This window comes from Dactylosporangium maewongense (genome assembly GCF_039531485.1).
Lineage (GTDB): Bacteria > Actinomycetota > Actinomycetes > Mycobacteriales > Micromonosporaceae > Dactylosporangium > Dactylosporangium maewongense.
This window is the reverse complement of the sequence record NZ_BAAAQD010000028.1, coordinates 65,031-91,954: the sequence shown is the minus strand read 5'-3', so window position 1 is coordinate 91,954 and position 26,924 is coordinate 65,031. Positions and strand designations below refer to the sequence as shown.

At 72.2% G+C, this 26,924-nt stretch carries 25 protein-coding genes and 1 riboswitch; of the genes, 13 read left to right on the top strand and 12 right to left on the bottom strand.

Features of this window, described 5'->3' with window-relative positions; translation table 11 throughout:
- Nucleotides 1-33 precede the first annotated feature (33 nt).
- Both ABD332_RS47485 and ABD332_RS47480 read right to left on the bottom strand, forming a co-directional pair.
- Nucleotides 34-801, bottom strand: coding sequence for an LmeA family phospholipid-binding protein (locus tag ABD332_RS47485; protein ID WP_344511507.1), 768 nt, complete (start codon nt 799-801; stop codon nt 34-36).
- A gap of 93 nt (nt 802-894) precedes the next feature.
- Nucleotides 895-1,845 (bottom strand): hypothetical protein, encoded by a 951-nt coding sequence (locus ABD332_RS47480; RefSeq protein ID WP_344511505.1) that lies wholly within the window; start codon nt 1,843-1,845, stop codon nt 895-897.
- Between the two features lie 219 nt (nt 1,846-2,064).
- Here ABD332_RS47480 and ABD332_RS47475 point away from each other — a divergent pair, with 219 nt between their 5' ends.
- The 6 genes from ABD332_RS47475 (at nt 2,065) to pstB (ending at nt 8,011) form a co-directional block, all read left to right on the top strand.
- Complete coding sequence (locus tag ABD332_RS47475) at nt 2,065-2,766, top strand: winged helix-turn-helix transcriptional regulator (RefSeq protein ID WP_344511503.1); 702 nt, start codon at nt 2,065-2,067, stop codon at nt 2,764-2,766.
- Nucleotides 2,767-2,862: 96 nt separating this feature from the next.
- Nucleotides 2,863-3,816: a mycothiol synthase gene (gene mshD / locus ABD332_RS47470; RefSeq protein ID WP_344511501.1), complete on the top strand. Its 954-nt coding sequence runs from the start codon at nt 2,863-2,865 to the stop codon at nt 3,814-3,816.
- 193 nt (nt 3,817-4,009) lie between these two features.
- Nucleotides 4,010-5,128: a phosphate ABC transporter substrate-binding protein PstS gene (pstS, locus tag ABD332_RS47465; RefSeq protein WP_344511499.1), complete on the top strand. Its 1,119-nt coding sequence runs from the start codon at nt 4,010-4,012 to the stop codon at nt 5,126-5,128.
- 98 nt (nt 5,129-5,226) lie between these two features.
- Nucleotides 5,227-6,129, top strand: a complete 903-nt coding sequence (gene pstC / locus ABD332_RS47460) for a phosphate ABC transporter permease subunit PstC (RefSeq protein WP_344511497.1) — start codon at nt 5,227-5,229, stop codon at nt 6,127-6,129.
- Complete coding sequence (gene pstA / locus ABD332_RS47455) at nt 6,126-7,214, top strand: phosphate ABC transporter permease PstA (protein WP_425552400.1); 1,089 nt, start codon at nt 6,126-6,128, stop codon at nt 7,212-7,214. Before pstC ends, pstA begins: the two co-directional genes overlap by 4 nt.
- 20 nt (nt 7,215-7,234) lie before the next feature.
- A complete protein-coding gene (gene pstB, locus ABD332_RS47450; protein ID WP_344511493.1) occupies nt 7,235-8,011 on the top strand; it encodes a phosphate ABC transporter ATP-binding protein PstB in 777 nt (258 codons plus the stop codon).
- A gap of 9 nt (nt 8,012-8,020) precedes the next feature.
- Here the strand turns inward: pstB and ABD332_RS47445 are convergent, their stop codons facing one another.
- A complete protein-coding gene (locus ABD332_RS47445) occupies nt 8,021-8,782 on the bottom strand; it encodes an NUDIX hydrolase (RefSeq protein ID WP_344511491.1) in 762 nt (253 codons plus the stop codon).
- Nucleotides 8,782-9,213, bottom strand: coding sequence for a hypothetical protein (locus tag ABD332_RS47440; protein WP_344511489.1), 432 nt, complete (start codon nt 9,211-9,213; stop codon nt 8,782-8,784). The genes ABD332_RS47445 and ABD332_RS47440 overlap by 1 nt, the downstream gene beginning before the upstream one ends.
- Nucleotides 9,214-9,251: 38 nt before the next feature.
- On the opposite strand from ABD332_RS47440, the gene ABD332_RS47435 reads away from it, so the two are divergent.
- Genes ABD332_RS47435 through ABD332_RS47425 form a run of 3 tightly spaced genes read left to right on the top strand, consistent with a single transcriptional unit; the run spans nt 9,252 to nt 12,592 of the window.
- Nucleotides 9,252-10,229 carry a Gfo/Idh/MocA family protein gene (locus ABD332_RS47435; RefSeq protein WP_344511487.1) on the top strand — a complete coding sequence of 326 codons (978 nt, stop codon included), beginning with the start codon at nt 9,252-9,254 and terminating at the stop codon, nt 10,227-10,229.
- 42 nt (nt 10,230-10,271) lie between these two features.
- Nucleotides 10,272-10,598 carry a hypothetical protein gene (locus ABD332_RS47430; protein WP_344511485.1) on the top strand — a complete coding sequence of 109 codons (327 nt, stop codon included), beginning with the start codon at nt 10,272-10,274 and terminating at the stop codon, nt 10,596-10,598.
- Nucleotides 10,595-12,592 carry a M91 family zinc metallopeptidase gene (locus ABD332_RS47425; RefSeq protein ID WP_344511483.1) on the top strand — a complete coding sequence of 666 codons (1,998 nt, stop codon included), beginning with the start codon at nt 10,595-10,597 and terminating at the stop codon, nt 12,590-12,592. Before ABD332_RS47430 ends, ABD332_RS47425 begins: the two co-directional genes overlap by 4 nt.
- A 13-nt stretch (nt 12,593-12,605) precedes the next feature.
- Here ABD332_RS47425 and ABD332_RS47420 read toward each other — a convergent pair whose 3' ends face one another.
- The 3 genes from ABD332_RS47420 to ABD332_RS47410 form a co-directional block, all read right to left on the bottom strand.
- A complete protein-coding gene (locus ABD332_RS47420) occupies nt 12,606-13,622 on the bottom strand; it encodes an inorganic phosphate transporter (RefSeq protein WP_344511626.1) in 1,017 nt (338 codons plus the stop codon).
- 1 nt (nt 13,623) lies between these two features.
- On the bottom strand, nt 13,624-14,250 hold the full coding sequence (locus ABD332_RS47415; RefSeq protein ID WP_344511481.1) for a DUF47 domain-containing protein: 627 nt from the start codon (nt 14,248-14,250) through the stop codon (nt 13,624-13,626).
- Nucleotides 14,251-14,362: 112 nt separating this feature from the next.
- Nucleotides 14,363-15,358, bottom strand: a complete 996-nt coding sequence (locus tag ABD332_RS47410) for a PI-PLC domain-containing protein (protein ID WP_344511479.1) — start codon at nt 15,356-15,358, stop codon at nt 14,363-14,365.
- A gap of 65 nt (nt 15,359-15,423) precedes the next feature.
- Between ABD332_RS47410 and sigJ the strand changes: the two genes are divergently transcribed.
- The gene (gene sigJ, locus ABD332_RS47405; protein WP_344511477.1) at nt 15,424-16,287 is read left to right on the top strand and encodes an RNA polymerase sigma factor SigJ; all 864 of its coding nucleotides are present in this window, start codon (nt 15,424-15,426) and stop codon (nt 16,285-16,287) included.
- On the opposite strand, the gene ABD332_RS47400 is transcribed toward sigJ, so the two are convergent.
- Complete coding sequence (locus ABD332_RS47400) at nt 16,270-16,764, bottom strand: DUF402 domain-containing protein (protein ID WP_344511474.1); 495 nt, start codon at nt 16,762-16,764, stop codon at nt 16,270-16,272. The two genes, sigJ and ABD332_RS47400, sit on opposite strands and share 18 nt — an antisense overlap.
- Nucleotides 16,765-16,895: 131 nt before the next feature.
- Between ABD332_RS47400 and ABD332_RS47395 the strand changes: the two genes are divergently transcribed.
- A complete protein-coding gene (locus ABD332_RS47395) occupies nt 16,896-18,881 on the top strand; it encodes an ATP-dependent DNA helicase (protein WP_344511624.1) in 1,986 nt (661 codons plus the stop codon).
- A 1,305-nt stretch (nt 18,882-20,186) separates the two neighbouring features.
- On the opposite strand, the gene ABD332_RS47390 is transcribed toward ABD332_RS47395, so the two are convergent.
- Nucleotides 20,187-21,440, bottom strand: a complete 1,254-nt coding sequence (locus ABD332_RS47390; protein ID WP_344511472.1) for an AI-2E family transporter — start codon at nt 21,438-21,440, stop codon at nt 20,187-20,189.
- A gap of 146 nt (nt 21,441-21,586) precedes the next feature.
- Here ABD332_RS47390 and ABD332_RS47385 point away from each other — a divergent pair, with 146 nt between their 5' ends.
- On the top strand, nt 21,587-21,916 hold the full coding sequence (locus ABD332_RS47385) for a GroES family chaperonin (RefSeq protein ID WP_344511622.1): 330 nt from the start codon (nt 21,587-21,589) through the stop codon (nt 21,914-21,916).
- On the opposite strand, the gene ABD332_RS47380 is transcribed toward ABD332_RS47385, so the two are convergent.
- Nucleotides 21,907-23,358 (bottom strand): PrsW family intramembrane metalloprotease, encoded by a 1,452-nt coding sequence (locus tag ABD332_RS47380; protein WP_344511471.1) that lies wholly within the window; start codon nt 23,356-23,358, stop codon nt 21,907-21,909. The two genes, ABD332_RS47385 and ABD332_RS47380, sit on opposite strands and share 10 nt — an antisense overlap.
- Nucleotides 23,359-23,672: 314 nt before the next feature.
- A riboswitch (SAM riboswitch) is annotated at nt 23,673-23,790 on the top strand.
- A 12-nt stretch (nt 23,791-23,802) separates the two neighbouring features.
- Here ABD332_RS47380 and ABD332_RS47375 point away from each other — a divergent pair.
- Nucleotides 23,803-24,996 carry an aminotransferase class V-fold PLP-dependent enzyme gene (locus ABD332_RS47375; protein ID WP_344511470.1) on the top strand — a complete coding sequence of 398 codons (1,194 nt, stop codon included), beginning with the start codon at nt 23,803-23,805 and terminating at the stop codon, nt 24,994-24,996.
- A gap of 98 nt (nt 24,997-25,094) precedes the next feature.
- Here ABD332_RS47375 and ligD (ABD332_RS47370) read toward each other — a convergent pair whose 3' ends face one another.
- Nucleotides 25,095-25,961 carry a non-homologous end-joining DNA ligase gene (gene ligD, locus ABD332_RS47370; protein ID WP_344511468.1) on the bottom strand — a complete coding sequence of 289 codons (867 nt, stop codon included), beginning with the start codon at nt 25,959-25,961 and terminating at the stop codon, nt 25,095-25,097.
- Entirely contained in the window at nt 25,954-26,907 is a 954-nt protein-coding gene (gene ligD, locus ABD332_RS47365; protein ID WP_344511466.1) for a non-homologous end-joining DNA ligase, read from the bottom strand. Before ligD (ABD332_RS47365) ends, ligD (ABD332_RS47370) begins: the two co-directional genes overlap by 8 nt.
- Between the last annotated feature and the right edge of the window lie 17 nt (nt 26,908-26,924).

Genomic DNA, 26,924 nt, shown 5'->3' with positions numbered 1-26,924 from the left:
GGGGGCACGATCACCGCCCGGAAGGGGACCTGATCACTGCTCGGACAGCGGAACGTCCTTCGCGGAGGCGGTGACGCGCAGGCCCGAGTCGGTCGTCTCCGCGGAGTTGATCACCAGGTTGTACGGCAGGCCCGGCAGCTTGACGGTGACCTGGAGCCGGCTCTTGTTGGCCTGGATGAAGTCGTTGACGAGCTTCGGCAGGTTGCCCTGGTCGGTGGTGACCGAGTCGAGCTTGAGCCGGACCTTGCCCGACTCGACGACCATGCTGCCGTTGGCGATGATCGTGACCTTGAACCCCTGGTACACGAACGGGATCCGCATCACGATCTTGTTGTTGACCACCTTCACGTCGATGGCGGAGGGGTCCACACCCTGCGGCAGGTTGGTGAACTCCAGCAGCTTCCGGACGTTGTCCCAGGTCATGGTGGCCTGGCCGGTGACCTCGCCGGCCACCACCTCGCCCCGGCCGTTCATCAGGTCGCGCGCGTCGGCCTTGACCGCCTTGGCGTCGACGTTGAGCGTCTCGAGCTTCACGTTGTCGATCTGCGGCTTGCTCAGGGCGATGCTGATCTTCTCGTACTCCCCCGCGAGCACCTGGGTGAGGAACGGGAAGCCGGCGATCTTCACCGAGGGGTCGCCCTCGTAGGTGACGGAGTTGGCCGCGAGCTGCTTGCGGGTCTCGTCGGTGATGCGGTCCCGGGCGGTGCTGGCCGCGATCCGGTCCGCGACGAAGAGCACTCCGACCAGGATGACCGCCAGCACGACCAGCACGATGCTGACCTTGGCACCTCTGCTCGCCACAGCTCTCCTTCCGCGCCCCGGGGTGGGTGTAACCGGGACGTACCCAGCCACCAGGATTTCCTACCCTCGCAACCGCGGGGCCCTACAGCAGTACTAGAGCAGTAACAGCGTGCTGGCGACGTAGGCGGCGGGCGCGGCGAAGGCGAAGGCCCCCATCGGCCCCTGGATGTGGCGGGCGAGGTACATGGCGGGCTCGTCACCGTCGATGACGCGGCTGGCCTCGGCATACCCGACGGACAGGTCCACCATGACGGCGACGATGGCGGTGGCCAGGCCGGCGAGGGCGCTCCACAGCGGCGTTATCCCGTCGAGCAGGTTGCCGATCGCGCCGGCGGCGGCGGTGCCGGCCATCGCGCCGAGCACGACGCCGGCGCCGCCCCGCGGGACCTGCGGCGCGATGCGGGGCAGCGCGACGATCGCGTCGGTGAGCCGGGCGATCACGATGGCGATGCCGGCGGCGGCGAGGCAGGCGACGATCGCCTGGGTGCCGCGCGGGATCCTGCCGAGGACGATCAGGCTGGCGAAGGCCACGACGCCGAGGGTGACCACGAGCGAGGAGCCGAGCGACTCGGTGACCCGCTGCCGCCCCGCGGGGCGGGTGAGCTGGCCGACGACGCCGACGATGAACCCGGCCGCGGTGACATACGCCAGCGGGGCGAGGGACGCCGGGCGGGTGAGGACCGCGGCGACGTCGGTGCCGACGGCGACCGCTATACCGACGGCGGCGACGACGCGCGGGGCCGGCGGCCGGCTGGCGATGATCCACACGCCGACGAACAGGACCTGCACGCCGAAGATCACCACGGCGTAGGACTCGTGCCTGGTCTGCGCGCCGACGACGAGCCCGACGGTCATCAGGGCCGCGAACCCGGCGATGCCGAGGGAGACCATGCGCCGCACCGGGGGGATTTGTCCCGGCGTTTCGGGATTGTCCGGGACGTCGGCCTGCTCCCGGCGCCGACGCCGGGGCGCCTCGTCGGCGGCCGAAGGCCAGGCGCCGTGGTCCTCGGCGTGGTTCTCGGCGGAGGGCGGGGTAGCGGGCACGCCCCGATGGTGCCAGAACTCCCCTCACCCAACCCCCACCGGGATGACGAAATCGCGCATAGCACGCGACGGGGAACGGTGGAGTGTGGCTCAGCCGACTGTCCCGATCTGGATTGCCGCTGGTCGCAAACGATGAATACTCCGATATTCTTGGGCTGAGATACCCCCACAACCTCCCGTCAGTGTGGCCGGGACGAAACAGAGCCGCGGAGGTGACTCGTGGAGATCTTGCTGCTGACCGCGGCTCCCGCGGGCCAGGTGGTCTTGCCCGGCCTCGACCTGCTGCCCCACACGGTGCGCACCGCCCCGCGCGATGTCCGCACACTGGTGAACGGTCCTAGCCCCGACGCTGTGATCGTCGACGCCCGCACGGAGCTTGCCGACGCCCGCGCGACCTGCCGGATGCTGCACGCGACCGGCCTGGGCGTGCCCCTGCTGGCGGTGGTGACCGAGGCGGGCCTCGTCGCGCTGCACGCCGACTGGGGCCTCGACGACGTCGTCCTGGCCAGCGCCGGCCCCGCCGAGATCGAGGCCCGGCTGCGGCTGGGCGTCGGCCGGCTCAACTCGGCCGCGGCCGCGAGCGGGGGCATGATCAAGGCCGGCGAGCTGACGATCGACCCCGACACCTACGCGGCGAAGCTCAAGGGCCGCCCGCTCGACCTCACCTACAAGGAGTTCGAGCTGCTCAAGTTCCTCGCCCAGCACCCCGGCCGGGTCTTCACCCGCGACCAGCTGCTGCGCGAGGTCTGGGGCTATGACTACTTCGGCGGCACCCGCACGGTCGACGTGCACGTGCGGCGCCTGCGCGCGAAGCTCGGCTCGGAGTACGAGTCGATGATCGGCACGGTGCGCCAGGTCGGCTACAAGTTCGTGGTCCCGCCGGCCCGCCCGCTGCACGAGTCCGAGCCGGTGCGGGTCTGACCGCCGCACAGGGCCGACACACAGGCCGACACACAGGCCGACACACAGGCCGCCGCACGGGGCGATCCCGGTAAGGGTCTGCTCTAGGCTTGGCCCGTGACCGTCGAGCAGCTGGACCGCCTCTCCACCGCGCAGGTCGACCAGGTGCTCGCGCTGAGCCAGGCCGCCGGCGACACCGACGGGGCGCTGCCGCTGTCGGAGCACGTGGTGCTGCACCTGCGGCACGGGGGCGAGACGCAGGCGGTGCACCTGCTGGCGCGCGACGCCGACGGCACCGTCACGGGGTATGCGCACGTCGACACGACCGACGCGGTCGCGGGCGCCTCGGCCGAGCTGGCGGTGCACCCGCAGCACCGGCGGCGCGGGATCGGGCGGGCGCTCGCCGAGGCGGCGATCGCGGTCGCCGACGAGCGCTCCGGCGGCCGGCTGCGACTGTGGGCGCACGGCGACCACCCGTCGGCCTCCGCCCTCGCGATCCGGCTCGGCTTCGACCGGGCCCGGGTGCTGCTGCAGCTGCGGCGGTCGCTGTTCGCGCCGCTGGACGAGGTGGCGCTCCCCGACGGGGTGACCCTGCGCGGGTTCCGCCCGGGCGAGGACGACGCCGCCTGGCTCGCGGTCAACGCGGCCGCCTTCGCCGACCACCCCGAGCAGGGCAGGTGGACCCTCGACGACCTGCGCGTGCGGATTCAGGAGCCCTGGTTCGACCCGGCCGGCTTCCTCTTGGCGTTCCGCCAGGATCCGCCGGAAGAGCTCGTCGGCTTCCACTGGACCAAGATCCACGGCGATCCCGAGGATCGCTCGCACGACCCGATCGGCGAGGTCTACGTGCTGGGCGTCGCGCCCGGCGCGCACGGCGGCGGGCTGGGCCGCGCGCTGACCCTGGCCGGCCTCTGGCACCTGCGCTCCCGCGGGCTTTCGCAGGTCATGCTCTACGTCGACGAGGAGAACCGGCGGGCCGTGTCGCTCTACCAGCGGCTGGGGTTCGTGCGCTGGGCGATGGACGTGAGCTTCCAGCGGTCCGGGCCCCGGGACGGCGCCGCGACGCGCTGACGCAAAACGGGCACCGGCTATCTCCACTGGGCAGTTCACCCATTGGCAAACTGGCCTCCGACCAGGCGTCACCTTCCCCGAAGCACCTGTTCACCGTGCGTTCACCCGCCTCCGGAGGACCGGTTACCTAGCGCTCTTAGCGTCGCTTTCAGTCGACGACCCCCGTCGGCAGTACCCCGACGAAGGGACCGCAGTGAACTTCAAGCGGCACGGCATCATGGCCGGCATCGCGCTCACCGCGACGCTGGCGCTCACCGCGTGCGGCTCGGATAACAACGAGACCCCCAGCACGCCGGGCACCGGCGGTGGCAGCACCGCGGCTTCCGACATCACCTGCGCCAAGGGCTCGCTGACGGCCCAGGGCTCGTCCGCGCAGAAGAACGCGATGGACGAGTGGATCAAGGCGTACCAGCAGAAGTGCACCGACGCCAAGATCGACTACCAGGGCACCGGTTCCGGTGCCGGTATCACCGCCTTCTCGGGTGGCACGGCCGACTTCGCGGGCTCCGACTCGGCCCTCAAGGACGGTGACGAGACCACCAAGGCCACCGCGCGCTGCGGCGGCAACCCGGCGCTCAACCTGCCGATGGTCACGGGCCCGATCGCCATCGCCTACAACCTCGATGGCGTGAAGGACCTCCAGCTCAAGCCGGAGACCCTCGCCAAGATCTTCGGTGGCTCGATCACCAAGTGGGACGACGCCGCCATCAAGGCCGACAACCCGAGCGCGACGCTCCCGTCGACCCCGATCAACGCCATCCACCGCCAGGAGTCCTCGGGCACCACCGAGAACTTCACGGGCTACCTGGACAAGGCCGCGGCCGGCACCTGGACCTTCGGCAAGGACAAGGTCTGGAAGGCCACCGGCGGCCAGGCCGAGAAGGGCTCCGACGGCGTCGCGGGCGCGATCAAGAAGGCGCCCGGCGCGATCGGCTACGTCGAGTGGTCCTTCGCCAAGGTCAACTCGCTCTCGACCGCCAAGATCTTCAACGGCGCCGGTGAGTACACCGCGCTGACCGGTGCCGCGGCCGGCAAGACCGTCGCGGGCGCCAAGATCACCGGTACCGGCGACGACCTGAAGCTCTCGATCGACTACGCCACCAAGGAGGCCGGGGCCTACCCGATCATCCTGGTGACCTACGAGATCGTCTGCAGCAAGGGCACCCCGGCCGACAAGCTCGACCTGGTCAAGGGCTTCCTCGGCTACACCGTGAGCGCCGCCGGCCAGGCTCAGCTCGAGAAGCTGGGCTACGCCCCGCTGCCCGAGTCGGTCCAGACCAAGGTCGCTGCCTCCGTCAAGAACCTGGCCTGACAGGACTCTCCTTGAGCCAGCAGACTCTGCCTGCCACCTCCGCCGGTTCGCCCGGCGGAGGTGGCGGTCTTCCGAGGAAGCGCCGTCTCGGCGCTGACATGATCTTCCGTGGCACCGCGACAGCTGCCGGCTCGATGGTGCTCGTCATCATCGCCGCCATCGCCGTCTTCCTGATCGTCAAGGCCGTCCCGGCGATCAACAAGGACACCGAGAACTTCTTCACCTACAAGTCGTGGTTCACCGACGGCGACACCCCGCAGTTCGGTGTCGCGGCGACGGTCTTCGGCACGGTGCTCACCGGCGCGCTCGCGCTGCTACTGGCGGTCCCGGTGGCCCTCGGCATCGCGCTGTGCCTGTCGCACTACGCGCACCGCCGGGTGGCCACCAGCCTCGGCTTCGTGATCGACCTGCTCGCCGCCGTCCCCAGCGTCGTGTTCGGTCTCTGGGGTCGCGACTACTTCTACGAGCCGATCACCAACTTCTCGAAGTGGCTGCACGACACGCTCGGCTGGCTGCCGATCTTCGGGAGCGAAGGCCCCTACGGCAAGTCGATCCTGCTCGGCTCGATCGTCCTGGCGATCATGGTCCTGCCGATCGTCACCTCGCTCTCCCGCGAGGTCTTCATGCAGACCCCGCCGGAGAACCAGGAGGCCGCGCTCGCGCTCGGCTCCACCAAGTGGGAGATGATCCGCACCGCCGTGCTCCCCTACGGCAAGGCGGGCATCATCGCCTCGGTCATGCTGGGCCTGGGCCGCGCGCTCGGCGAGACGATCGCCCTCGCGCTGACCCTCGGCGGCGTCTACGACATCAAGTGGGACTTCCTCGGCCCCGGCGGTGTCACCATCGCCTCCAACATCGCCAACCGGTTCGGTGAGGCCAACGACACCGGTCGCGGTGCCCTCATCGCCTCCGGTCTGGTGCTGTTCGCCATCACGCTGGTCGTCAACATGGCCGCGCGCGCGATCATCTACCGGCGCCGCGAATTCGTCGGGAGCGCATGATGAGCGTCGAAACCCCTGAGCGCGTCGTCGGGCTGAGCAGCGGCCAGCAGCTGCGCAGCAAGTCCCTGCCGTCGTGGTCGGCCTGGGCGGCGGCGGCCGCCGCGATCGCCGTGGCGTTCGTCCTGATCTACCTGACCTCGGCCGGCGGTCTGGTCCTCACCGGGGTCGTCGCGGCCGTGCTGTTCGTGGCGTTCTTCGCGATCGCCGCCTCGATCGTCGAGGGCGGCCGCGCGGCCCGCAACCGGATCGCCACCACGCTGATCTACGGCGCGTTCATCCTGGCCCTGGCCCCGCTGCTGTCGGTGGCCTGGACCCTGGTCAGCAAGGGCACCACCCGCCTCGACGGCAACTTCTTCGGCACGTCGATGAACAACATCGGCGCGTTCGACGAGAAGGGCGGCGCCTACCACGCGATCATCGGCACGCTCGAGCAGGCCGGTCTCGCCACGCTGATCACGGTGCCGCTGGGCATCCTCGGCGCGATCTACATCGTGGAGTACGGCCGCGGCTTCCTGGCCAACGCGATCCGCTTCTTCGTCGACGTCATGACGGGCATCCCGTCGATCGTGTCGGGCCTGTTCATCCTGTCGTTCTGGGTCTTCACGGTCACGCCGCTGTTCAACGACGGCCGGGCCGCCTATTCGGGCTTCGCGGCCGCGCTCTCGCTGAGCGTGCTGATGCTGCCGACCATCGTCCGCTCCACCGAGGAGATGCTGCGGCTCGTGCCCAGCGCGCTGCGCGAGGGCGCCTACGCGCTCGGCGTGGCCCGCTGGAAGACGATCGTCAGCATCGTGCTGCCGACGGCGCTGCCGGGCATCGTCACCGGCGTCATGCTGGCGGTGGCCCGGGCCGCGGGTGAGACCGCACCGGTCCTGCTGGTCGCCGGCGGCCTCAACTCGATCAACTTCAACGTGTTCAGCGGCAACCAGTCGTCCCTCTCCCTGTTCGTCTTCGAGCAGGCCGGGGTCGCCTCGGAGTTCGCGCCCGGCCGCGCCTGGACGGCGGCCCTCACGCTGGTCGTCCTCGTCCTGGTCCTCACCGTCGCGGCGAAGCTTCTGGCCCGCCGAAACAAGCTCGCCCGATGACCCTCTCTGGAGCGCCCCACATGGCAAAGCGCATCGAAGCCCACGGTGTCACCTCGTACTACGGATCCTTCAAGGCCATCGACGGCGTCTCGATGACGATCGAGCCGAAGTCGGTCACCGCTCTCATCGGGCCGTCCGGCTGCGGCAAGTCGACGTTCCTGCGGTCGATCAACCGGATGCACGAGGTCCTGCCCAACGCCAGGATCGAGGGGCAGCTCCTCATCGACGGGCAGAACATCTACGACAAGGACGTCGACGTCACCGCCGTCCGCCGGATGATCGGCATGGTCTTCCAGCGACCCAACCCGTTCCCGACCATGTCGATCTTCGACAACGTCGTGGCCGGCCTGCGGCTCAACGGCGTGCGCAAGAAGTCGGTGCTCGAGGAGGTCGCCGAGAAGGCGCTCCGCAGTGCCAACCTGTGGAACGAGGTCAAGGACCGGCTCGGCCGCCCCGGCGCCGGCCTGTCCGGCGGTCAGCAGCAGCGCCTGTGCATCGCCCGCGCCATCGCGGTCGAGCCGCAGGTCGTGCTGATGGACGAGCCCTGCTCGGCGCTCGACCCGATCTCCACGCTCGCGATCGAGGACCTGATCACCGAGCTGAAGAACCAGTACACGATCGTGATCGTCACGCACAACATGCAGCAGGCGGCGCGTGTCTCGGACCGCACCGGCTTCTTCTCGATCGACAAGACCGGCGACCCCGGCCGCCTCATCGAGTACGACGACACCGCGAAGATCTTCACCAACCCGTCGGTGAAGAAGACCGAGGACTACATCACCGGCCGGTTCGGTTAATCGCGTGGGTCAGATCGGGCGGATGGCGTCGGCCGGGTCACGGTCCGACGCCGCCGCCAGGGCCGCCTCGATGCCGCCCACCCCAGCCAGCTCGACGAGCGTGTGCATGGTGGGCGGCAGCATCGTGAAGCGGCCGTCGGCGGCCTCGGCCGGCGAGCACCACACCGTGTCGTCGGCCTCGCCGCCGACGTCCCTCGTGACCTGACCCTCCGGCAGGGCGGCGAGGAAGAAGTACGTGTCGAAGCGCCGCGGCTCGAACTCCGGCGTGATCCAGCGCGACCAGGGCGCCAGCAGGTCGGAGCGCAGCACGAGACCGTTGTCCGTGAGGAACTCAGCGAAGCCCAGCTCCCGCTGGATCAGCGCGATCCTGGCCCGCTCCCAGTCGGGCCCGCTCACGTCCCCGACCACGGTGTCCACGTCCGCGCCCGCCAGCAGCACGCCGGACTCCTCGAACACCTCCCGGACCGCCGCGCAGACCACCGAGCGCGCCACGGACTCCGGAAGCCGCAGCCGCGCCGCCCACTCCGTCGGCGACGGGCCGGCCCAGCCGGGCTGCACCGTCGCGTCCCGCGGGTCGACGCCGCCGCCGGGGAACACGTACATCGACGCGGCGAAGGCCATCGTGGGGACCCGGCGCAGCAGGTACACCTCGAACGGCGCCCGCATGAGCACCACGGTGCTGGCGAGGCGGGGCTCCACCGGTACAGCACCCGACGCCGCGAACTGACGGGCCTGCTCGGCGAGGGCGGGTGGCAGACGGAACTCAACCATCAGGCCACACTAGGGCCTTGCTCGTGCCCGGGGCGGCCGTGGGTGCGGCGCCGCTCCTTCATCTCGGCCTCGTAGAGGTGCCGGCGGCCCTGGACGAGCTCGTCGCGGGCGGTCCGGTCGAGGTCCTTGAAGGTGGCGTAGTAGTCGTCGTCGAAGTCCTCGACGATCTGGAACGTCCAGTGGCCCGCGATGACGTTGCGGCCCACCAGGTCGGTCTGGATCCGCTCGGCGAGCTTCGGGTGGCCGGCCTCGCGGAAGAGCCTGACGGCCTCGTCCAGCATCAGGTCCGCGTGGCCGATCAGCTGGTGCAGGTCGTAGAGGCGCCCACGGGCCCGCTCGACGCACTCCAGGGCCTCGCTCAACTTGCCCAGCGCCTCGACGGTGGCGTCGGAGACACCGTCTGGCCTGCGGTGCTGCTCATCTGGTCCCACGACGGTCCGGTACCCCGCCGAGCACTAGATTGAACGCCATGGCCGACCGCATTCGCTGGGGCATCCTGTCCACCGGCAGCATCGCGAGCACGTTCGTCGAAGACCTGCACCTGCTGCCCGACGCGGAGGTCGCCGCGGTCGGCTCGCGCACCGCGCAGAGCGCCGAGCGGTTCGCGGCCAAGCACGGGATCCCCCGGGCGCACGGCTCCTGGCAGGCGCTGGTCGACGACCCGGAGGTCGACGCGATCTACGTGGCGACGCCGCACACCGCGCACTACGACGCGACGATGCTGTCGCTCGCGGCGGGCAAGGCGACGCTGACGGAGAAGCCCCTCACGCTCGACGTCGCGTCGTCGGAGGCCCTCGTGGCGACCGCCCGCGAGCGCGGCGTGTTCCTCATGGAGGCGATGTGGATGCGCTGCATCCCCGCCATCCGGCGGATGGTCGAGCTCGTCGCGGCCGGCGCGATCGGCGACCCGACCGCCGTGCACGCCGACTTCGGCATGGCCGGCCCGTGGGACGAGTCGCACCGGCTGCTGTCCCGGGCGCTCGGCGGAGGGGCGCTGTTCGACGTCGGGATCTACCCGGTGACGTTCGCGCACCTGTTCCTCGGCGCGCCGTCCAGCGTGCAGGCGTGGGCGCGGATGAGCGCGGGCGGCGTCGACGAGAACACCGGCATCCTGCTCGGTTACGACTCCGGCGCGCTCGCCGCACTGACCTGCTCGCTGGTCGGCGACAGCGCCCGCCGGGCGACCGTCACCGGCACGACCGGCCGCATCGAGGTGGCCCGCGAGTTCTTCCACCCGTCCGGCTTCACGATCTGGCGCGGCGGCGAGGCCGAGACGGTCGACCTGCCGTTCGAGGGTGCCGGCTACCACTTCGAGGCCGCTGAGGTGCACCGCTGCATCCGGGAGGGCCGCACCGAGAGCCCGCTGGTCCCGCTGTCGGAGACGCTGGACATTTTGACGGTTTTGGATGTTGTACGGGTAAAGGTCGGTCTTGACTACTCGAGCTGAACGGGGTCATCCGTTCGTCGTGTCACCATTACCGTGCGCGATATGGCGAAGGAGATCCGGGCCGATCCCGGCGCGCTGAGCGACCTGGCCGACGCGAGCCTGGCCGCGGCCGCGCACCTGGGCGACCACTTCCGCGGCGGCTACCGCGACCTGCCGGTCCCGGCGACGGCGTTCGGCAACCTCGGCGGCGGCGCCGCCCTGCACGGCACCTGCACCATGGTCCTGCGGGACGCCCAGTCCGTGATCAGCGGGCTGGTGGCGGTCCTGGAGGGCGACGCCGAGCGCCTGTGGCGCACCGCGTTCGCGTATCACGAGGCCGACCGCCTCGCCGACCAGCGCATGGGCGGTTCCCGCGGAGCGCCGGCATGACGAACGCGGGGCTGGTCATGGAGGCGGTCACCGTCGACGACCTGTGGCGGCTCGAGGCGCGGCCCGCGCTGCTCGACGCGGCGGCCGTGGTGTGGCGGCAGGTGGGGCGGGACGCGGACGCGGCGCGCACGGCGCTCGACACGGCGGCCCGGCGGCTGGTCTGGGCGGGCGACGCGGCCGACAGCTACCAGTCGCACCGGGGCCGGCTCGGCCGGGACCTGGACGCCGTGACGGGGCTGGCGCCGGAGGTCGCCTACCGGTACGAGGCGATGGCGGCGCTGCTGCGGCGGGGCCAGGACCTGCTCGACGACGCGTGGCGGGCGATCGCCGCCGTGCCGCACCGGAGGGGGCTGGACGGGGTCACGTTCAGCCCGGCGGACCCGGTGCAGGCCGCCGCGGTCGGGCGGGCCGTCACCGAGGCCGCGACGATCCGGTCGGAGATCGCGCAGGCGCTGGTCGTGCACGACGCCGCGCTTCGATCGGCACGACCGCGGTGGGCGGCGGTGGCGGCCGGTTGGAGCGAGATCGCGGCGGGGCGCGTCGAGGGCTGGCTGGCCGCGGCCGAGGCGTCGCATGCCGTCGACGTGATCGTGGCCGGCAGCGTCGTGGTGGACGCCGGCGCCGGCGACGACGTCGTGACGGTGCGCACCGAGGCCGACGGCAGCAGGATCGTGCTGGTCGGCGGGGTGCCGGTGCGCGTGCCGGCGGGTGCGCGGCTGGTCGTGCGGGCCGGGTCTGGCGACGACACCGTCCGCGTGGAGGGCGGCGGCGCGGTCACCGTGCTCGGCGGCTCGGGCGACGACACGCTGGTGGGCGGCGCCGGCGACGACACGCTGCTCGCCGGCGCGGGAGCGGACACGGTGCGCGCGGGCGACGGCGACGACCTGGTGAGCCTGGGACCGTGGCGGGGCGGCGACCAGAAGGCCGAGACGGCCGCGCTCGGCGGCGGGGACGACCGGCTCTGGGGCGGCGGCGGCATGGCGCGCGTCGACGGCGGCGACGGCGACGACCTGCTCTTCGGCGGCGACGGCGACGACGTGATCAGTGCCGGGGCCGGCGCGGACACCGTCGACGGCGGCGCCGGCGAGGACCGGCTGGCCGGCAACGGCGGCGACGACACGCTCTTCGGCGGCGACTCCGGCGACCACCTCGACGGCGGCGCGGGCGACGACCGGCTCGACGGCGGCGAGGGCGCGGACGTGCTCTACGGGCTCTCCGGCCGGGACGTCCTGACCGGCGGCGCCGGCGGCGACTACCTGGAGGGCGGCACCGGCGACGACGTCCTCGACGGCGGCGACGGCCGGGACGTGCTGTCCGGCGGGCAGGGCGAGGACACGCTGACCGGCGGGGCCGGCGACGACGTCGTCTACTCCGGTGCCGGCGCCGACGCCGTGCGCGGCGGTGAGGGCGACGACCTGCTCTACGGCCAGGGCGACGACCGGGCCGCCGGGGTCGAGCACATGACCGGGGTCGCGACATCCATGGACGCGTTCATCCGGATCGACGGCGACGCGGAGTTCGCCGAGCGGGTCCGGACGGACCTGGACCTGCTCGCCGCCTCCCCCGCCGGCCGGCAGATGCTGGCCGCGCTGCAGGCGACCGCGGTGCCGATCACCATCCGGCCGGTGGGCGACGACAACGGCTACGCCGAGCCGGGGCCGTGGCCGGTGATCCGCTACAACCCGGCGTGGGGTGCCCTGCAGGACGGCCGCCCGCCGCTGTCGACGCTGTTCCACGAGCTGGCGCACGTGTACGACTTCACGCACGGGACGGCCGACGAGCACCCGTACAACGGCGCCAGCGGACGCGATGTGGACGGTCTGGGCAACCCGGTGCTCAACCTCGAACGGCAGGCGACCGGGCTGCCCATCGACCATGACGGCGACCCCGCGACCGCCAACCGCCTCGACCCGCGGCACCCGATCGAGCTCACCGAGAACGGCCTGCGCACCGAGATGCGCCTGCCGCTCCGGGACACGTACGGCCGCCCCTAGGGCCTATGGAGGCTCAGAACATCCAGCGCGAGATCGCGTAGGCGAGGACGGCGATGGCTCCCGCGGCCGGGAAGGTGAGGACCCAGGCGACCAGGATGTTGCCGGCCACGCTCCACCGGACCGCGGAGAGCCGCTTCGTCGCGCCGACGCCCATGATCGCCGAGGTGATCGTGTGGGTCGTCGAGATCGGCACGCCCAGCCACGAGGTGGTGAAGAGCACACCCGAGGCGACCGTCTCGGCGGCGAAGCCCTGCGGTGGGTCGAGGTCGATGACCTTGCGGCCCAGGGTGCGGATGATCCGCCAGCCGCCGGAGTACGTGCCGAGCGCCAGCATCGTGGAAGAGGTCCAGAACACCCACTCGGGGATGTGGCTGGTGTTGTCCTGGTAACCGCCGGCGTACAGGGCGAGGACCACGATGCCCATGGTCTTCGCGGCGTCCTGCATGCCGTGGCCGACCGACATCGCCGCGGCCGAGGCGGTCTGCGCGTAGCGGAAGCCCTTGTTGAGCTTGCGCGGGTTGCCCTTCCGGAAGATCCACATGATGGCGATCATCGCGACGCCGCCGAGCGTGAAGCCGACCAGCGGCGAGGCCACCATCGGGATGACGACCTTCTCCACGATGCCGCCCCACAGGACGGTGGCGTCGTCGACGCCGAAGAGCATCGCCCCGAGCGAGGCGCCGACCAGGCCGCCGACCAGGGCGTGCGACGAGGAGGAGGGGATCCCGAAGTACCAGGTGATGAGGTTCCACACGATGGCGCCGACGACGCCGGCGAACACGATGCCGAGGCCGCTCATCCCGCTCGGCGGGTGGATGATGCCGCTGCCGACGGTCTTGGCGACCTGGCCGCCGAGGTGCGCGCCGGCGAAGTTGCCGAGCGCGGCCATGATCAGACCCGTGCGCGGGCTGAGCGCGCGGGTGGAGACTGAGGTCGCGATCGCGTTGGCCGCGTCGTGGAAGCCGTTGGTGTAGTCGAACACCAGTGCCACGAGGATGACCGCCAGCACCGCGATGAGCTGCGCGCTGATGTCACGACTCCTTGACGACGATGGTCTCGACGGTGTTGGCCACGTGCTCGAAGGCGTCGCACGCGGCCTCGAGCTCGTCGACGACCTCCTTCATCTTGAGCACGGTGAGCGCGTCGTACTCGCCGGAGAAGAGCCGCACGAGCAGCATGCGGTAGGCGTTGTCGCCCTCGTTCTCCAGGCGGTTGCACTCGACCCAGTACTCCTCGAGGTTCTTCATGGTCTTCAGCCGCGGCATGGCCTCGGCGGTGAGCCGGGCCTGCTGGTCGAGGACCTTGACGATCTCGTGCAGTTCGCGGGGCAGCGACGGCAGCTTGGTCAGGCCGTACAGGTACAGCAGGCTGCCGACCGCCTCGAGGTGGTCCATCACGTCGTCGAGCAGCGATCCGAGCCGGTAGATGTCCTCCCGGTCGAACGGCGTGATGAAGCTGGAGTTGATCTTCTTGTAGAGCTCGTGCGTGATCGCGTCGCTGTCGTGCTCGACCTCGACCAGCCGCTCGCTGACCGTCATCACGTCGACGCCGGGAAGCGCGAGCTCGGAGAGCAGCTCCGTGCCCTTCACCAGGTTCCCCGCCGCACGGGTGAAGAAGTCGTAGAACGAATCGTCGCTGGGACGCAGCCTCAAACGCACAGCCTGACCTCGAGACGTGAACGAAATCCGCGAGGGCCGGTTGGTCCTCGGCGGGAATGCTAGATCCCGCCGCCGACCTCGGCAGAACCGCAGTCCTGTGACCTTGTGCAGTTCATCTTCCGTTCAGCTTTTGTTCATCTTGTACGGCAGGCCGCCGAGGCTCGGCCCGATGCTTTCGCTCGCGATCGACTGGTTTGCGGAGAAATCTTGCGAGTTGGGCCCTGTGACGGCTGGCGATGAGGTCGGCGCCCGCCGCGCGCAGTTCCTGCCAGAACGCCAGGCGAACGTGCCGCGGCTCCTCGGGGACGCCGACGAACCGGATCCGGCGGCCGCCGGCGTGCGCGGCGCCGACCAGCGACCGCAGGATGTGCCGCGCCTCCGCGGGGAACTCGGGCCACTCCTCCTGCGGGTCCCAGCCGATCCGCGCGCCGAGCGCCTCGGTGACCAGCGGCGCGACGGTGACGGGCAGGCCGCCGGGCTCCAGGTCGCTGAAGCGGCCCTCCAGGAACGCGAACCGCTCGTAGGCGCCGAGCAGGTCGGCGCGGGACCAGTACGGGCCGGTGAGCACGACGGTGATCGCGCCGGGCACGACGCGGCCGCCGAGGAACGTGGTGAGCAGCTCGGCGCGCGGGCGCAGGAGGAGGTCGAGGGCCTCGTACTCCGGGCGGGCGGCCTGCAGCAGCAGCGCGGCCCGCTGCTGCGGCGCCGTCATGCGCGGCGGCGGGCCCGGCTCCGGGTCGGCGTGGACGAGCAGCAGGAACGGCTCGGCGCGGCGCGGGTGGACCCGGCCGAGCGGGCTCTCGTCGACCAGCGCCGCGAGGGGCTCCAGGACGGCCTGCTCGAAGGTCGGCGCCGGCTCGCCGTCGGGCATGGCGCAGTCCAGGCGCAGGACCGGCGGCGCGGTGTCGGTGTCGAGCCGGACGGCCACCTCGACGCCCGCGAAGCCGGCGCGGACGGCGGCCGCGACGGGGTCGGCGGGGCCGTCGACCGCCACGAGAAGGCCGTCGGCGAGGTACGGCCGGCCGCGCCGCGCCCGCGCCGCGGCCAGTGCGCCCATCGCCGCGAGGCCTACCATGCCGCTGGCGACCGTGGCCAGACCATTGCTCATCCCTAAATGGTATGTAACACGCATATCGCCCGGGTCGGAAACGCCCTGCTTGAATGGGTGTCGTGGTGGATCAGTTCAGCGCGCACCGTGACCATCTCTTCGGCGTGGCGTACCGGATGCTCGGCAGCCGGGCCGATGCCGAGGACGTCGTGCAGGACGCCTGGCTGCGGTACGCCGGGGCGGACACCTCCGGGGTCACCGACCTGCGGGCCTGGCTGACCACCGTCACCGGACGGCTGTGCCTCGACCAGCTGCGGGCCGCGAAGGTGCGCCGGGAGGCGTACGTGGGGCCGTGGCTGCCTGAACCGCTGGTGGAGCGTCTCCCCGACCCGTCGCAGGTGGACCCGGGCGAGCGGGTGTCGTTCCGGGACAGCGTGAGCATGGCGCTGCTGCTGGTGCTCGACTCCCTGACCCCCGAGCAGCGGGTGGCGTTCGTGCTGCACGACGTGTTCGCGGTGCCGTTCGCGGAGGTGGCGGCGACCCTCGGTACAACACCCGAGAACGCAAGGCAGCTGGCCTCCCGCGCCCGCCGTGCGGTCACCGACGGCGAACGCCGCCACACGACGGACCGGGCGCTGCAGGCTTCGGTGCTGACCGCCTTCACCGCGGCGGCGGCCGGCGGGGACATCGAGGCGCTGCTCAAGCTGCTCGCCCCGGACGTGGTCGCCTTCGGCGACGGCGGCGGCGTCGTGTCCGCGGCCCGGCGGCCGATTCTCGGGGCGTCCGACGTGGCCCGCTTCGTGCTGGGCCTGTACCGCCGCACCGCCGATGTGTCGATCGAGGTCGCGCTGGTCAACGGCGACCTGGGGTTGGTGGTGCACTTCGACGGGGCCGCCGCGGTCGCCGGCTTCGGGATCAGCCCGTCGGGGCTCATCACCGGGCTCTACAACCAGCTCAACCCCGCGAAGCTGTCACTGGACGAGATCTAGCCATTCGCGGTACTTGTCGCCGAACGGCTCGATGCGCTGCGAGACGGCGCCGAAGAGCCAATCGGCACTGGCCTGCGCCTCGGCGATCACGTCGGCCGGGTAGGCGTACCTGACCTGGTGCGCGGCGAACTCGTCCTCGTCGAGCAGCTCGACCGCGCCCGTGCGCCGGCGCCGGACGTCGAGGTCCAGGTCGATCATTGTGACCTCCGTCTCCTCCACCCAATGGGGGACGGTGGTGATGTCGCAGTAGATCTCGGTGCGGTGCGGTGCCGCGTTGAAGCACGCGGTCCACCAGGCCTGGCGCGGGAAGAGCAGCACGTGCGGCGCCTCGACCGGGCCGGTCCTCGTCGGTCCGCGGTGCACGATCGTGCCGGTGTCGGCGCCGACCCAGATGCCGTGGTCGTCCTCGCCGAGGATCCTGGTCTCGTAGTTCCAGTGCAGTGAACCGTCGAATTTGCGGTAGACCACCTTTGGCATGCGCCCACAGTACTGATCGTGTTGGTGCCCGCGGGTTTCTGTCGTACCGAGGCGGTAGCTTCTTGGTCGTGACTGCCACGCTTGCGACCGCTGATCTGCTTTCCGCTGCCGTCGGTGCCGTGCCCGGCGGCATGGAGCGGCCCGGGCAGCAGCAGATGGCCGAGGCGATCGCCGCGGCCGCCTCGAGTGAGGAGCACCTGCTCGTCCAGGCCGGCACCGGCACCGGCAAGTCCCTGGCCTATCTCGTGCCGTCCCTGCTGGTCGACGGCCCCGTCGTGGTGTCCACCGCTACCCTCGCGCTGCAGTCGCAGCTCGTCGACCACGACCTGCCCCGGCTCGCCGACGCGGTGGAGCCGCTGCTGCGCCGGCGCCCGACCTTCGCCGTGCTCAAGGGCCGGCACCACTATGTCTGCCTGGCGCGGCTGGAGGGCACCTCCGCCGACGAGCCCGACGACGCGCTCTTCGACGTCGGCGAGGCCCGGCCGACCCGCTGGCTCGGCGAGGCGGGGCGGATCGGCAAGCACATCGAGCGCCTCCGCGACTGGGCGATGGAGACCGAGACCGGCGACCGCGACGAGCTCGACCCGGGCGTCGACGACTCCGCATGGAAGCTGGTCTCGATGCCCGCCCGCGAGTGCGTCGGGGCGGCCCGCTGCCCCTATGGGTCGGAGTGCTTCGCCGAGGCCTCCCGCGCCCGTGCCCGCGAGGCCGACATCGTCGTCACCAACCACAGCCTCCTCGCCGTCGACATGCTCAGCGGCCGCATGATCATCCCGCCGCACAAGCTCCTCGTCGTCGACGAGGCGCACGAGCTCGCCGACCGGGTCAGCTCCGCCTCGCAGGCCGAGCTGACCCCCGAGCTGCTGGAGCGCGCCGCCCGCCGCTGCCGCCCCTATGTCGACGACGACGTCGCCGACCGGCTCATGGAGGCCGGCGACACGCTCACCGTCGCGCTCGCCGACGCCCCCGCGGGCCGCATCACCGACGGCCTGCCCACCACCCTCGGCGAGGCGCTCACGCTCCTCGACGGCGGCGGCCGCAAGGCGATCGACGCGATCGGCGAGGTCAAGGCCGACGACGCCGACCCCGTCCGCAAGCAGCAGGCCAAGACCATGGTCGCCGACCTCACCAAGATCGCCCAGCGCATCCTCTCCGACGCCGAGCACGACGTGACCTGGATCGAGCGCGACGACCGCGGCCGCCGCGCCGTGGTCGTCGCCCCTCTCTCGGTCGCCGGCACGCTCAACACGCACCTGTTCCACGAGCGCACCGTCGTCGCGACCTCGGCCACCCTGGCGCTCGGCGGGCAGTTCGACACCGTGGCCCGCTCGCTCGGCCTGCCTGTCACGGCCCCGGCGCCGGTCCCGGCTCAGCCTTCGTCGCCGGGGGCCGCCGCTCGCGACGCGGTCATGCGCGCCTCCGCCGCCCGCGACGAGGCCGACCTGGCGTGGAGCTCGCTCGATGTGGGCTCCCCGTTCGACTATGCCAAGCAGGGCATCCTCTATGTCGCCGCCCACCTGCCCCGCCCGCAGACCTCCGGCCTGTCCGAGCCGGCGGCCGACGAGATGGTCGAGCTCGTCCAGTCCCTGGGCGGCCGCGCCCTCGGCCTCTTCTCCTCCCGCAAGGCCGCCGAGCGCGCCGCCGAGGTCCTCCGCGCCCGCGCCCCCGGCATCACGATCCTTCTGCAGGGCGAGGAGGCACTGCCGATCCTCGTCCGCAAGTTCCGCACCGACCGCAACAGCTGCCTGCTCGGCGTCATGTCCCTCTGGCAGGGCGTCGACGTGCCGGGCGACGCCTGCCAGCTCGTCATCATCGACCGCCTCCCCTTCCCCCGCCCCGACGAGCCCCTCGCCGCCGCCCGCTCCGCCGCCGTCGACTCCGCCGGCGGCTCGGGCTTCGCCGCCGTCAGCGTCCCGATCGCCGCGGTCCGCCTGGCACAGGGCGTCGGCCGCCTGATCCGAGCCCGCACCGACAAGGGCGTCGTCGCCGTCCTCGACTCCCGCCTGGAGACGGCCCGCGGCTACGGCCCTTACCTGCGCGCCTCCCTCCCCCCGTTCTGGTACACCACAAAGCCCGACGTCGTCCGCGCCGCCCTCCGCCGCCTGTCCACCACCTGACGCGCCCGCTCCCCCCTCGCGGACCGCACCCCTTCGCCAGTCCCACCCAGCGCTGACAGCGGTCACGTCCGCCACCGCACCGAACCTGCCCTGCCGCCCCGTCCACCATCTGACCGCCCACTCCGCCCCCGCCCTCTCGCGGACCGCGCCCTTCGCCAGTCCCACCACCCCGACGGCGGTCACATCGGCCACCACCGGACCTGACCTGCCCCTGCCGCCCGACCGCCACCTGACCGACCACTCCGCCCCTGCCCCCACGCGGACCGCACCGCCTTCGCCGGTCGCCAGCCCACGCCGCACCGACGGCAGTCACGTCCGCCATCGCGCCGGACCTGCCTCGCATCCCGGATCGGCCTACGTCCCCGCCGGCTACCGTCCAACCGTGGCCGCTGCCGCCGCACCGCTCGACACACCAGCCGAGCCCAACAACCCAGTCCGTTGCACGACACCCACCACTGGCCAGCACTGCCGTGCCGACCGACACAGCGCCGATCGAACGATCGCCCTCCGCCGCCTGACCGCCGCTCCAGGCCTGATCAGCGCTGGGACCGGACCGCCGTCGTAGGCCGCCAGCCCCACAACCAGTCCCACCGCCAGACTCCCGACAGCGGTCACGTCCGCCGCCCCGCCGGACCTGCCTCGCATCCTGGATCAGCCCACGTGGCCGCCGGCTGCCGTCCTACCATCGCCGCTGCCGCCACGCCCCTCGACACACCAGCCGCGCCCAACAGACCCAGCCCACCGCACGACACCCACCACTGGCCAACACCACTGCCCCGGTCGACGTGCTGGCCTGGTCCAGCGACACCGCCCACCGCACCTCAGCCCGCCACCGGCCGGCGCCGCGCCGTGCCGACCGACACAGCGCCGATCGGAACGGTCGCCATCCGCCGCCTGACGGCCCGCTTCGGCCCTGACCCCCACTCGGACCGCGCCGACTTCGTGGGTCGCCAGTCCCCACAACTCCGTCCGCCTTTCTGACCGTCTGCTCCGCCCCCGACCTCCTCGCGGACCGCACCGACTTCACTCACCGCCAGCCCACAGCCAGCCATGCCCAGCAACCCCAGCCGACGGCACGGCGCCCTCCCCACCGCCTCCCAGGGCCGAGTCCAGCGGCACCGTGCTTGCAGTGCCCTTCTCCTGTGGCTGGCTTGATCCAAGGACAGGGCTGGCTGCCGGCGCGGCCAGGGCTGGACTTCGATCACCACGTCGACCGGCGCCACCTCGCTGTGGGCGGAGTGCTGCCACCTCGTTGGTGCGCCGGCCTGGTTCGAAGGGCAGGCCTGGCCGGTGGCACGAGCAGGGTCAATCCGCGGAGATGATGACCGAGTCGGGGGGTGGTTCGTGGCGGTGTTGGACCAGGTGGCGGATGCCGGTGTTGAGGACGGCTACCAGGGGGACGGCTACCAGGGCGCCGATGATGCCGGCCAGGACGACGCCGGTGGAGATGGCGACGATGACGGCCAAGGGGTGGACGGAGACGGCGCGGCCCATGATGAGGGGCTGGAGGACGTGGCCTTCGAGTTGTTGGACGGCGATGACGCCGATGAGGACGACCAGGGCGCTGATCGGGCCTTCGTCGACGAGGGCGACGAGGACGGCCACGGCGCCTGAGACGGTGGCGCCGACGATGGGGACGAAGGCGGCCAGGAACACCATTGTCGCCAGGGGGAACCAGAAGTCCACGTCGATGATGACCAGGAGCAGGCCGATGCCGAGGGCGTCGATGAAGGCGACCAGCACCGTCGCGCGGACGTAGGCGACCAGGGTGCGCCAGGCGGCCTCGCCGGCGCGGCGGATGGGGTCGCGGGCGGGGGTGGGCAGGACGCCGGTGAGGAAGAGCCAGATGCGGTGACCGTCGCGCATGAAGAAGAACGTGACGAAGAGCACCAGCAGGAGCAGCGCGAAGAACTCGATGGTGGCGGTGGCGGTGGAGACGGCGCTGTCGGTGAGGCTGCCGCGGTTGTCCTTGAGCCAGTTGGTGGCGGCGTCGAAGGTGGCGTCGAGCTGGCTGCCGTTGAGGTGCAGCGGGCCGGTGGTGAGCCAGTCCTGGATCTGGTTGACGCCGGCCGAGGCCTTGTCGGCCAGGTTGGGGAAGCCGTCGACGAACTCGCTGACGACCAGCGTGAGCACGCCCGCGACGGCGGCGAGGCCGGTGACGAGCACCAGGAACGCGGCCAGGGACGGCGGGAGCTTCACGCGGCGGCGCAGGAACTCCATCATCGGCGCGAGCAGGGCGGACAGCAGCAGGGCGATGCTCAGCGGGATGAGCACCGTGTCGAGCCGGCTGACCAGCCAGAGCAGGACCGCGAGGGCCGCCACGAGGACCAGCAGGCGCCACGACCAGGCGGCGGCGAGCCGCAGGCCACGCGGGATCTCGGCGTCGTCGCGGCTCATCGTCGACGAGTGGATCACGTCGGGCTCGGCCGGCGGTGGAGGCGGCGGCACCTCAGCCTCAGCCACTACCGCGGCGATCGCCTCGCGTTCGAGGCGGGCGTTTTCGAGACGCTGCTCGTACGCCCGCCGGAGATTGGCGCGCACCTGATCGAACCGGCCCACGAAACCCCCTGTGACTGCCTGCGAACCGACCGGACGCTTCACCGTAGTCCGGGTCCCGCGGCGATCGCACGTACCCAGGCGGTAGCGTCGCAACCGTGACAGCCCAGCCAGCCGCCGGTTACCCGCCGGCCACCACCCCGCACGTCGTGTCCGATGTGGAAGGGGGCCTGCCGATCCGGTTGCTGCACGACCGGGTCCTCGTCCGGCTCGAAGGGGCCGAGGGCGAGCGCCGGCACGCGTCCGGCATCGTGATCCCGGCCACGGCGTCGGTGGGGCGGCGCCTGTCGTGGGCCACGGCCGTCGGGGTGGGGCCCAACGTACGGTCGATCGTGGCCGGCGACAGGGTGCTGTTCGACCCGGAGGACCGCTCCGAGGTGGAGCTGCAGGGCCGCGACTACGTGCTGCTGCGCGAGCGGGACGTGCACGCCGTCGCGGCGCGGCGGGTCGAGCCGGACTCGACGGGGCTCTATCTGTAGGTGTAGGGGTAGGGGTATCCGGCGTACATCGGCGGCGGGGGCGGAGGCGGCGGCACGACGACCGGGACGGGCACGACCGGGGTGGGCGGAGCGGCGAGCACCCGGACCATCCCGTCCGGGAAGGTGATGTGGTACCTGCTGCCGTCCCACACCGCCATGGGTGCCTGCGGATCGCGCCCGACGAAGACCTGCCGGTAGGCGGCGAGCGCCGTCAGCAGCTGGCGTTCCTCGGCCAGCGCCTCCATCCGGCGGGCCGGCGTGTTGTCCAGGCCGCGGCGCATGCCGTCGCGGAGCAGGGCGAGCTTCGTCGCGTCGAACTGGAAGGCTTTCATCGCCTTGGCACCCGGGTCTCCGGCGACCCGCTTGGCCCACCGGCGGGCGGACAGCCGCCTGCCGAGCGTGCCGAGCGACGCCACCTCCGGCGGGGAGAACCAGCCGGCCCGCGCGTACTCGGTGAGCATCCGCTCGGTCAGCCTGCCCTCGGCCGCGCGCTGCCACAGCGCGAAGCCGACCATGCAGAGGAAGATCGGCATCATGACGGAGAAGTAGCCGTACAGCAGGATGATCGGCTTCGCGGCGGCGATCACCGACATGAGGTTCCACGAGCCGTGCAGCAGCATCGCGAGCAGCAGGCCGGCGAGGGGTGCGAGCCACTTGACCGCCTTCGTCGAGCTGCGCGACGCGGTGCCGAGCCCGATCGCGGTCATCGACGTGAAGAGCGGGTGCGCGAACCCGGTCATCAGGATGCGCACGATGAAGATGCCGACGAGTGCCGCCGCGCCCTTCACCGCGCCGCCCTGCTCGGCGGTGTCGGCGTAGCCCTTGTACCCGAGGTACAGGATGTTCTCCACCATCGCGAACCCGGTCGCGGACAGCCCGCAGTAGACGATGCCGTCGATCAGGCCGGAGAACGCCCGGGGGCGGCGCCACAGCAGCAGGACCGGCCCGAGGGCCTTCATGCTCTCCTCGATGAACGGCGCGACCACGACCGCCACGATCGCGTCCGACAGGCCGAGCTTGTCGGCGAGGACCCCGCCGGCGGTGTTGACCACGAGCGCCACGCCGGTGGCCACGCACGCGCCCCAGCCGAAGACGAAGACGAGATAGCGGACGGGCTCCGGCTCGTACCGGTCGAGCCACAGGAAACAGGAGACCAGCAGCGGCACCGGGATGACGGCCGCGCCGACGCCGATGACGAGGGCGGTCCATCCGCCGCTGAAGCCGAAGAACGCCAGCAGCGCGACGCCGCACGCCGCGATGCCGCCCATGACGCCGATGAGCGTCCAGAGGCGGCGGCGGTCGGAGCGCTTGGCGGGCGGCGCGGCGGCCAGGGCGAGGGCCGCGGTCGGGTAGCGCTGCTCGCCGGTGTCGGGGGCGGCGGCCTCCGTCACGTTGGGCACGACGTCGCCGCCGGCCGCGTCCCACCCCTGCGGCGCGGCCAAGCCGGCGGCCGGGCCGGCCGCACCACCAAAAGTGCCGCCTGTAGCTCCGCCTGAAGCACCGGCCGATGCGTCGGGCCCCTTGTCCAGGGCGACCGGACCGCCGCTGGACGGGACCGGACCGCCGCTCGACGGGGCAGGTACGGGGATCGGAGCTGCCCAGGGTGACCGTTCCTCGGGCGCGGCAGAGGCGGCCGCTGGTCGTACATCACCCGACGACGGCAACAAGGTGGCGTCACGGTTACCCGGATCCTGAGGCGTCCCAGTCGGCGGGAGATCGGTCATGGGCCAACCATATCCGCGCTACGGTGAGACCAGGTCATGAGTGCCAGCGCTGAAGCCCCGGCTTGCTGGCCGGCAACCCTCGCGTTCGCGGCGGGGTGCCCCGGGTGATGACACGGTCCGGCACGCGGTGTGTCCGGGCAAGCGCGAGCGGAGGACTCTGCCATGTCCACGATCCTGTCCCCCGGTGACGTGAAGCTGCGCGACGGCCGCAGCGTCGACTTCGCCAACCTCGACATCGCCGCGACCGCCCCGTGCCTGCGGGCGGTCGCCGACGCGGTCGCCGAGCTCCTGCCGTTCTACGGCAGCGTCCACCGCGGCGCCGGCGCGCTCTCGGAGCGGTGCACGCGGGAGTACGAGCAGGCCAGAGAGACCGTCGCGGACTTCGTCGGCTGCCGCGACGGCGACACGGTCGTCTTCACCCGCAACACCACCGACGCCCTGAACCTGCTGGCCAGGGCGGTGCCCGAGGGCACGACGGTGCTCACGTTCGACGGGGAGCACCACGCCAACCTGCTGCCGTGGCAGCAGAGCCTCCACCTGGACGCGCCGCGCTCGCCGCAGGAGGCGGTGGAGTTGCTGGAGTGGGCGCTGCGCCGGCAGCCGTGCGGCCTGGTCAGCGTCACGGCGGCGAGCAACGTGACCGGCGAGGTGTGGCCGGTGGCGGCGCTCGCCGAGGTGGCGCACCGCTACGGGGCCCGGCTGGCGGTCGACGCGGCGCAGCTCGCCCCGCACGCCCCGGTCGACCTGACCGCGCTGGGCGCCGACTACGTGGCGTTCTCCGGGCACAAGCTCTACGCGCCGTTCGGGGCCGGGGTGCTGGCCGGGCGGGCGGACTGGCTGGACGCCGCCGAGCCGTACCTGGCCGGGGGCGGCGCGAGCGCCAGCGTCGGCGACGACCTCGACGTCCGGTGGGCGACCGGGCCGGCGCGGCACGAGGCCGGCACGCCCAACCTGCTCGGCGCCGTCGCGATCGCGGCCGCGTGCCGGGCGCTCGCCGCCGCCGACCACTCCGCGGAGCGGGCCCTGGTGGCACGGTTGCGGGCGGGCCTGGCGCGGCTGCCGCACGTGGAGGAGCTGCGGCTGTTCGAGGCGGACGCGGAGCGGGTCGGCATCGTGTCGTTCGCGGTGCTGGGCGAGGACCCCGGCGCGCTGGCCACGACGCTCGGCCGGGACCACGGGATCGGGGTGCGGACGGGGCTGTTCTGCGCGCATCCGCTGACCCGGCGGCTGCTCTCGGAGGCGACGGCCAGGATCGCCCCGTCGGCGCCGGTGCCGCCCCAGGCGGTGCGGGCCAGCTTCGGCCTCGGCACCACGGAAGCCCACATCGACCGCCTCCTGGAAGCCTTGCGCCGCTGAGCCACCAGGCCCGCCGCCACGATCCCGCGGCACCGGCGGCGCCGGCGGCGCCGGCACGATCCGGTGCGGTGTCGGCGGCGCGCCGGCACCGCACCGGGTCACGGCCCGGCGGTGGCGCGGTCCAGCACGACGGAAGGGGTGAGGTCGGCGATGGTCAGCGTGCCCTCGGCGACCTCGTCCCAGGTCAGCGGGGCCGACACCGTCGGCAGGGCACCCGCGCGCAACGAGAACGGCGCGACCGTCGTCTTGAAGGCGTTGTTCTGACTCCAGTCGATGAAGACCTTCCCCGGGCGGAGCTGCTTCGCCATCCTGGCCACGATCAGGTCGGGCCGGAGGCGGGCGAGCTCCTCGGCGACGTCCTTGACGTACGCGCTGATCTCGTCGGCGGTCTCCTCGCCGGACAGCTCGGCGGTCAGCTGCATGCCCTTGCGGCCGGAGGTCTTGGCGGCGGGCTCCAGGCCGTCGGCGGCGAGCCGGTCCCGGACCAGCAGGGCCACCTCGTAACAGTCGGCGAGCGTGGCCGGCGGGCCGGGGTCGAGGTCGATGACCAGCAGGTCGGGGTTGAGCGGCGAGCCGTCGGCGGCGACGCGCCACTGCGGGGTGTGCAGCTCGAGCGCGGCGAGGTTCGCCAGCCAGACCAGCGTGGCCAGCTCCTCGACGACGATGAAGTCGATGGTCTCGCGGCCACGGCTGGAGCCGGGCACCGGCAGCCGGACGGTGCGGACCCAGTCGGGCGTGCCGGCCGGCGCGTTCTTCTCGAAGAAGCTGATGCCGTCGACCCCGTTGGGGTAGCGGATACGGGTCAGGGGCCGGCCGGCGAGGTGCGGCAGGAGGACCGGCGCGATGCGGGTGTAGTAGTCGATGATCTCGCCCTTGGTGTAGCCGACCTGCGGGTACAGGACCTTGTCGAGGTTGGTCAGGTCGAGGTGCCGCCCCTCGACCTCGACCCGGACCTTGTCAGGCATCGACGCCGCCCGAGGAGGAAGCGACGTCCGCGGGCGTGAGGTCCGGCCGCAGGCGCAGGAAGCGCGGGAAGCGGAGCCGCCCGTCGCGCGTCCGGTGGCTGAACTTCACCTCCACCACCAGCGTCGGCGTGACCCAGGTCGCGCCGCGGGCGTCCTCGCGGGGCACGGTGCCGGCGAAGGGCGGCTGCGGCACCGACAGGTCACGCAGCGCGTCCAGCAGGGCGCGCTCGGCCGCGTTGGAGATCCCCCCGCCGACCCGGCCGCTGAAGGCGAGCAGCCCACCGGCCGCCGGCACCCCGACGAGCAGGGCGCCGAGGGCGCGCTTGCCGGGCCGCCAGCCGCCGACGACGAACTCGCAGCTCTCCTCCAGCTTGACCTTCACCCAGTCCGGCGAGCGGAGGCCGGGGTGGTAGTGCGAGCCGGTCCGCTTCGCCACCACGCCTTCGAGGGCGTTGTCGCGGCTGGCGGCGACGGTCGCCGGTCCGTCGTCGAAGCACGGCGGGATCACCGCCCGCGCCCCCAGCGCGAGCCCTTCGAGGATGCGTCGGCGGCTGGTGTACGGCGATGCGAGCACATCCTTGCCCGCGGCCCTCAGCACGTCGAACGCCAGGTAGGACACGGGCAACGCGACCGCCAGCCGCGCGGCCCGGGCCGGCTCGCGGACGTGCATCCGCTCGGCCAGCAGCTGGAAGGACGGCCGGCCGGCCTCGTCCATGGTGACGACCTCGCCGTCGAGGACGGTGTCGTCGAGGCCCTCGCCGATCGCCGCGAGCTCCGGATAGGCGGCGGTCACCTCGACCCCGCTGCGCGCGTAGAGGCGGGTGACGCCGGCGGTGACGACGGCGATCGCCCGGATGCCGTCCCACTTGAACTCATACGACCAGCCCGGCCCGGTCGGAAGCGGGCCGGTCGAGGCGAGCATCGGTGCGGGCGGCCCGGTCCCCATCACCCCACGATAGTTCG

What these genes read in the sequence shown, in the direction of transcription:
- pstC (WP_344511497.1), top strand. Translation starts at nt 5,227, where the DNA reads ATGATCTTCCGTGGCACCGCGACAGCTGCCGGCTCGATGGTGCTCGTC.
- pstA (WP_425552400.1), top strand. Translation starts at nt 6,126, where the DNA reads ATGATGAGCGTCGAAACCCCTGAGCGCGTCGTCGGGCTGAGCAGCGGC.
- pstB (WP_344511493.1), top strand. Translation starts at nt 7,235, where the DNA reads ATGGCAAAGCGCATCGAAGCCCACGGTGTCACCTCGTACTACGGATCC.
- ABD332_RS47445 (WP_344511491.1), bottom strand. Translation starts at nt 8,782, where the DNA reads ATGGTTGAGTTCCGTCTGCCACCCGCCCTCGCCGAGCAGGCCCGTCAG.
- ABD332_RS47435 (WP_344511487.1), top strand. Translation starts at nt 9,252, where the DNA reads ATGGCCGACCGCATTCGCTGGGGCATCCTGTCCACCGGCAGCATCGCG.
- ABD332_RS47430 (WP_344511485.1), top strand. Translation starts at nt 10,272, where the DNA reads ATGGCGAAGGAGATCCGGGCCGATCCCGGCGCGCTGAGCGACCTGGCC.
- ABD332_RS47425 (WP_344511483.1), top strand. Translation starts at nt 10,595, where the DNA reads ATGACGAACGCGGGGCTGGTCATGGAGGCGGTCACCGTCGACGACCTG.
- ABD332_RS47410 (WP_344511479.1), bottom strand. Translation starts at nt 15,358, where the DNA reads ATGAGCAATGGTCTGGCCACGGTCGCCAGCGGCATGGTAGGCCTCGCG.
- ABD332_RS47400 (WP_344511474.1), bottom strand. Translation starts at nt 16,764, where the DNA reads ATGCCAAAGGTGGTCTACCGCAAATTCGACGGTTCACTGCACTGGAAC.
- ABD332_RS47395 (WP_344511624.1), top strand. Translation starts at nt 16,896, where the DNA reads ATGGAGCGGCCCGGGCAGCAGCAGATGGCCGAGGCGATCGCCGCGGCC.
- ABD332_RS47375 (WP_344511470.1), top strand. Translation starts at nt 23,803, where the DNA reads ATGTCCACGATCCTGTCCCCCGGTGACGTGAAGCTGCGCGACGGCCGC.
- ligD (WP_344511468.1), bottom strand. Translation starts at nt 25,961, where the DNA reads ATGCCTGACAAGGTCCGGGTCGAGGTCGAGGGGCGGCACCTCGACCTG.
- ligD (WP_344511466.1), bottom strand. Translation starts at nt 26,907, where the DNA reads ATGGGGACCGGGCCGCCCGCACCGATGCTCGCCTCGACCGGCCCGCTT.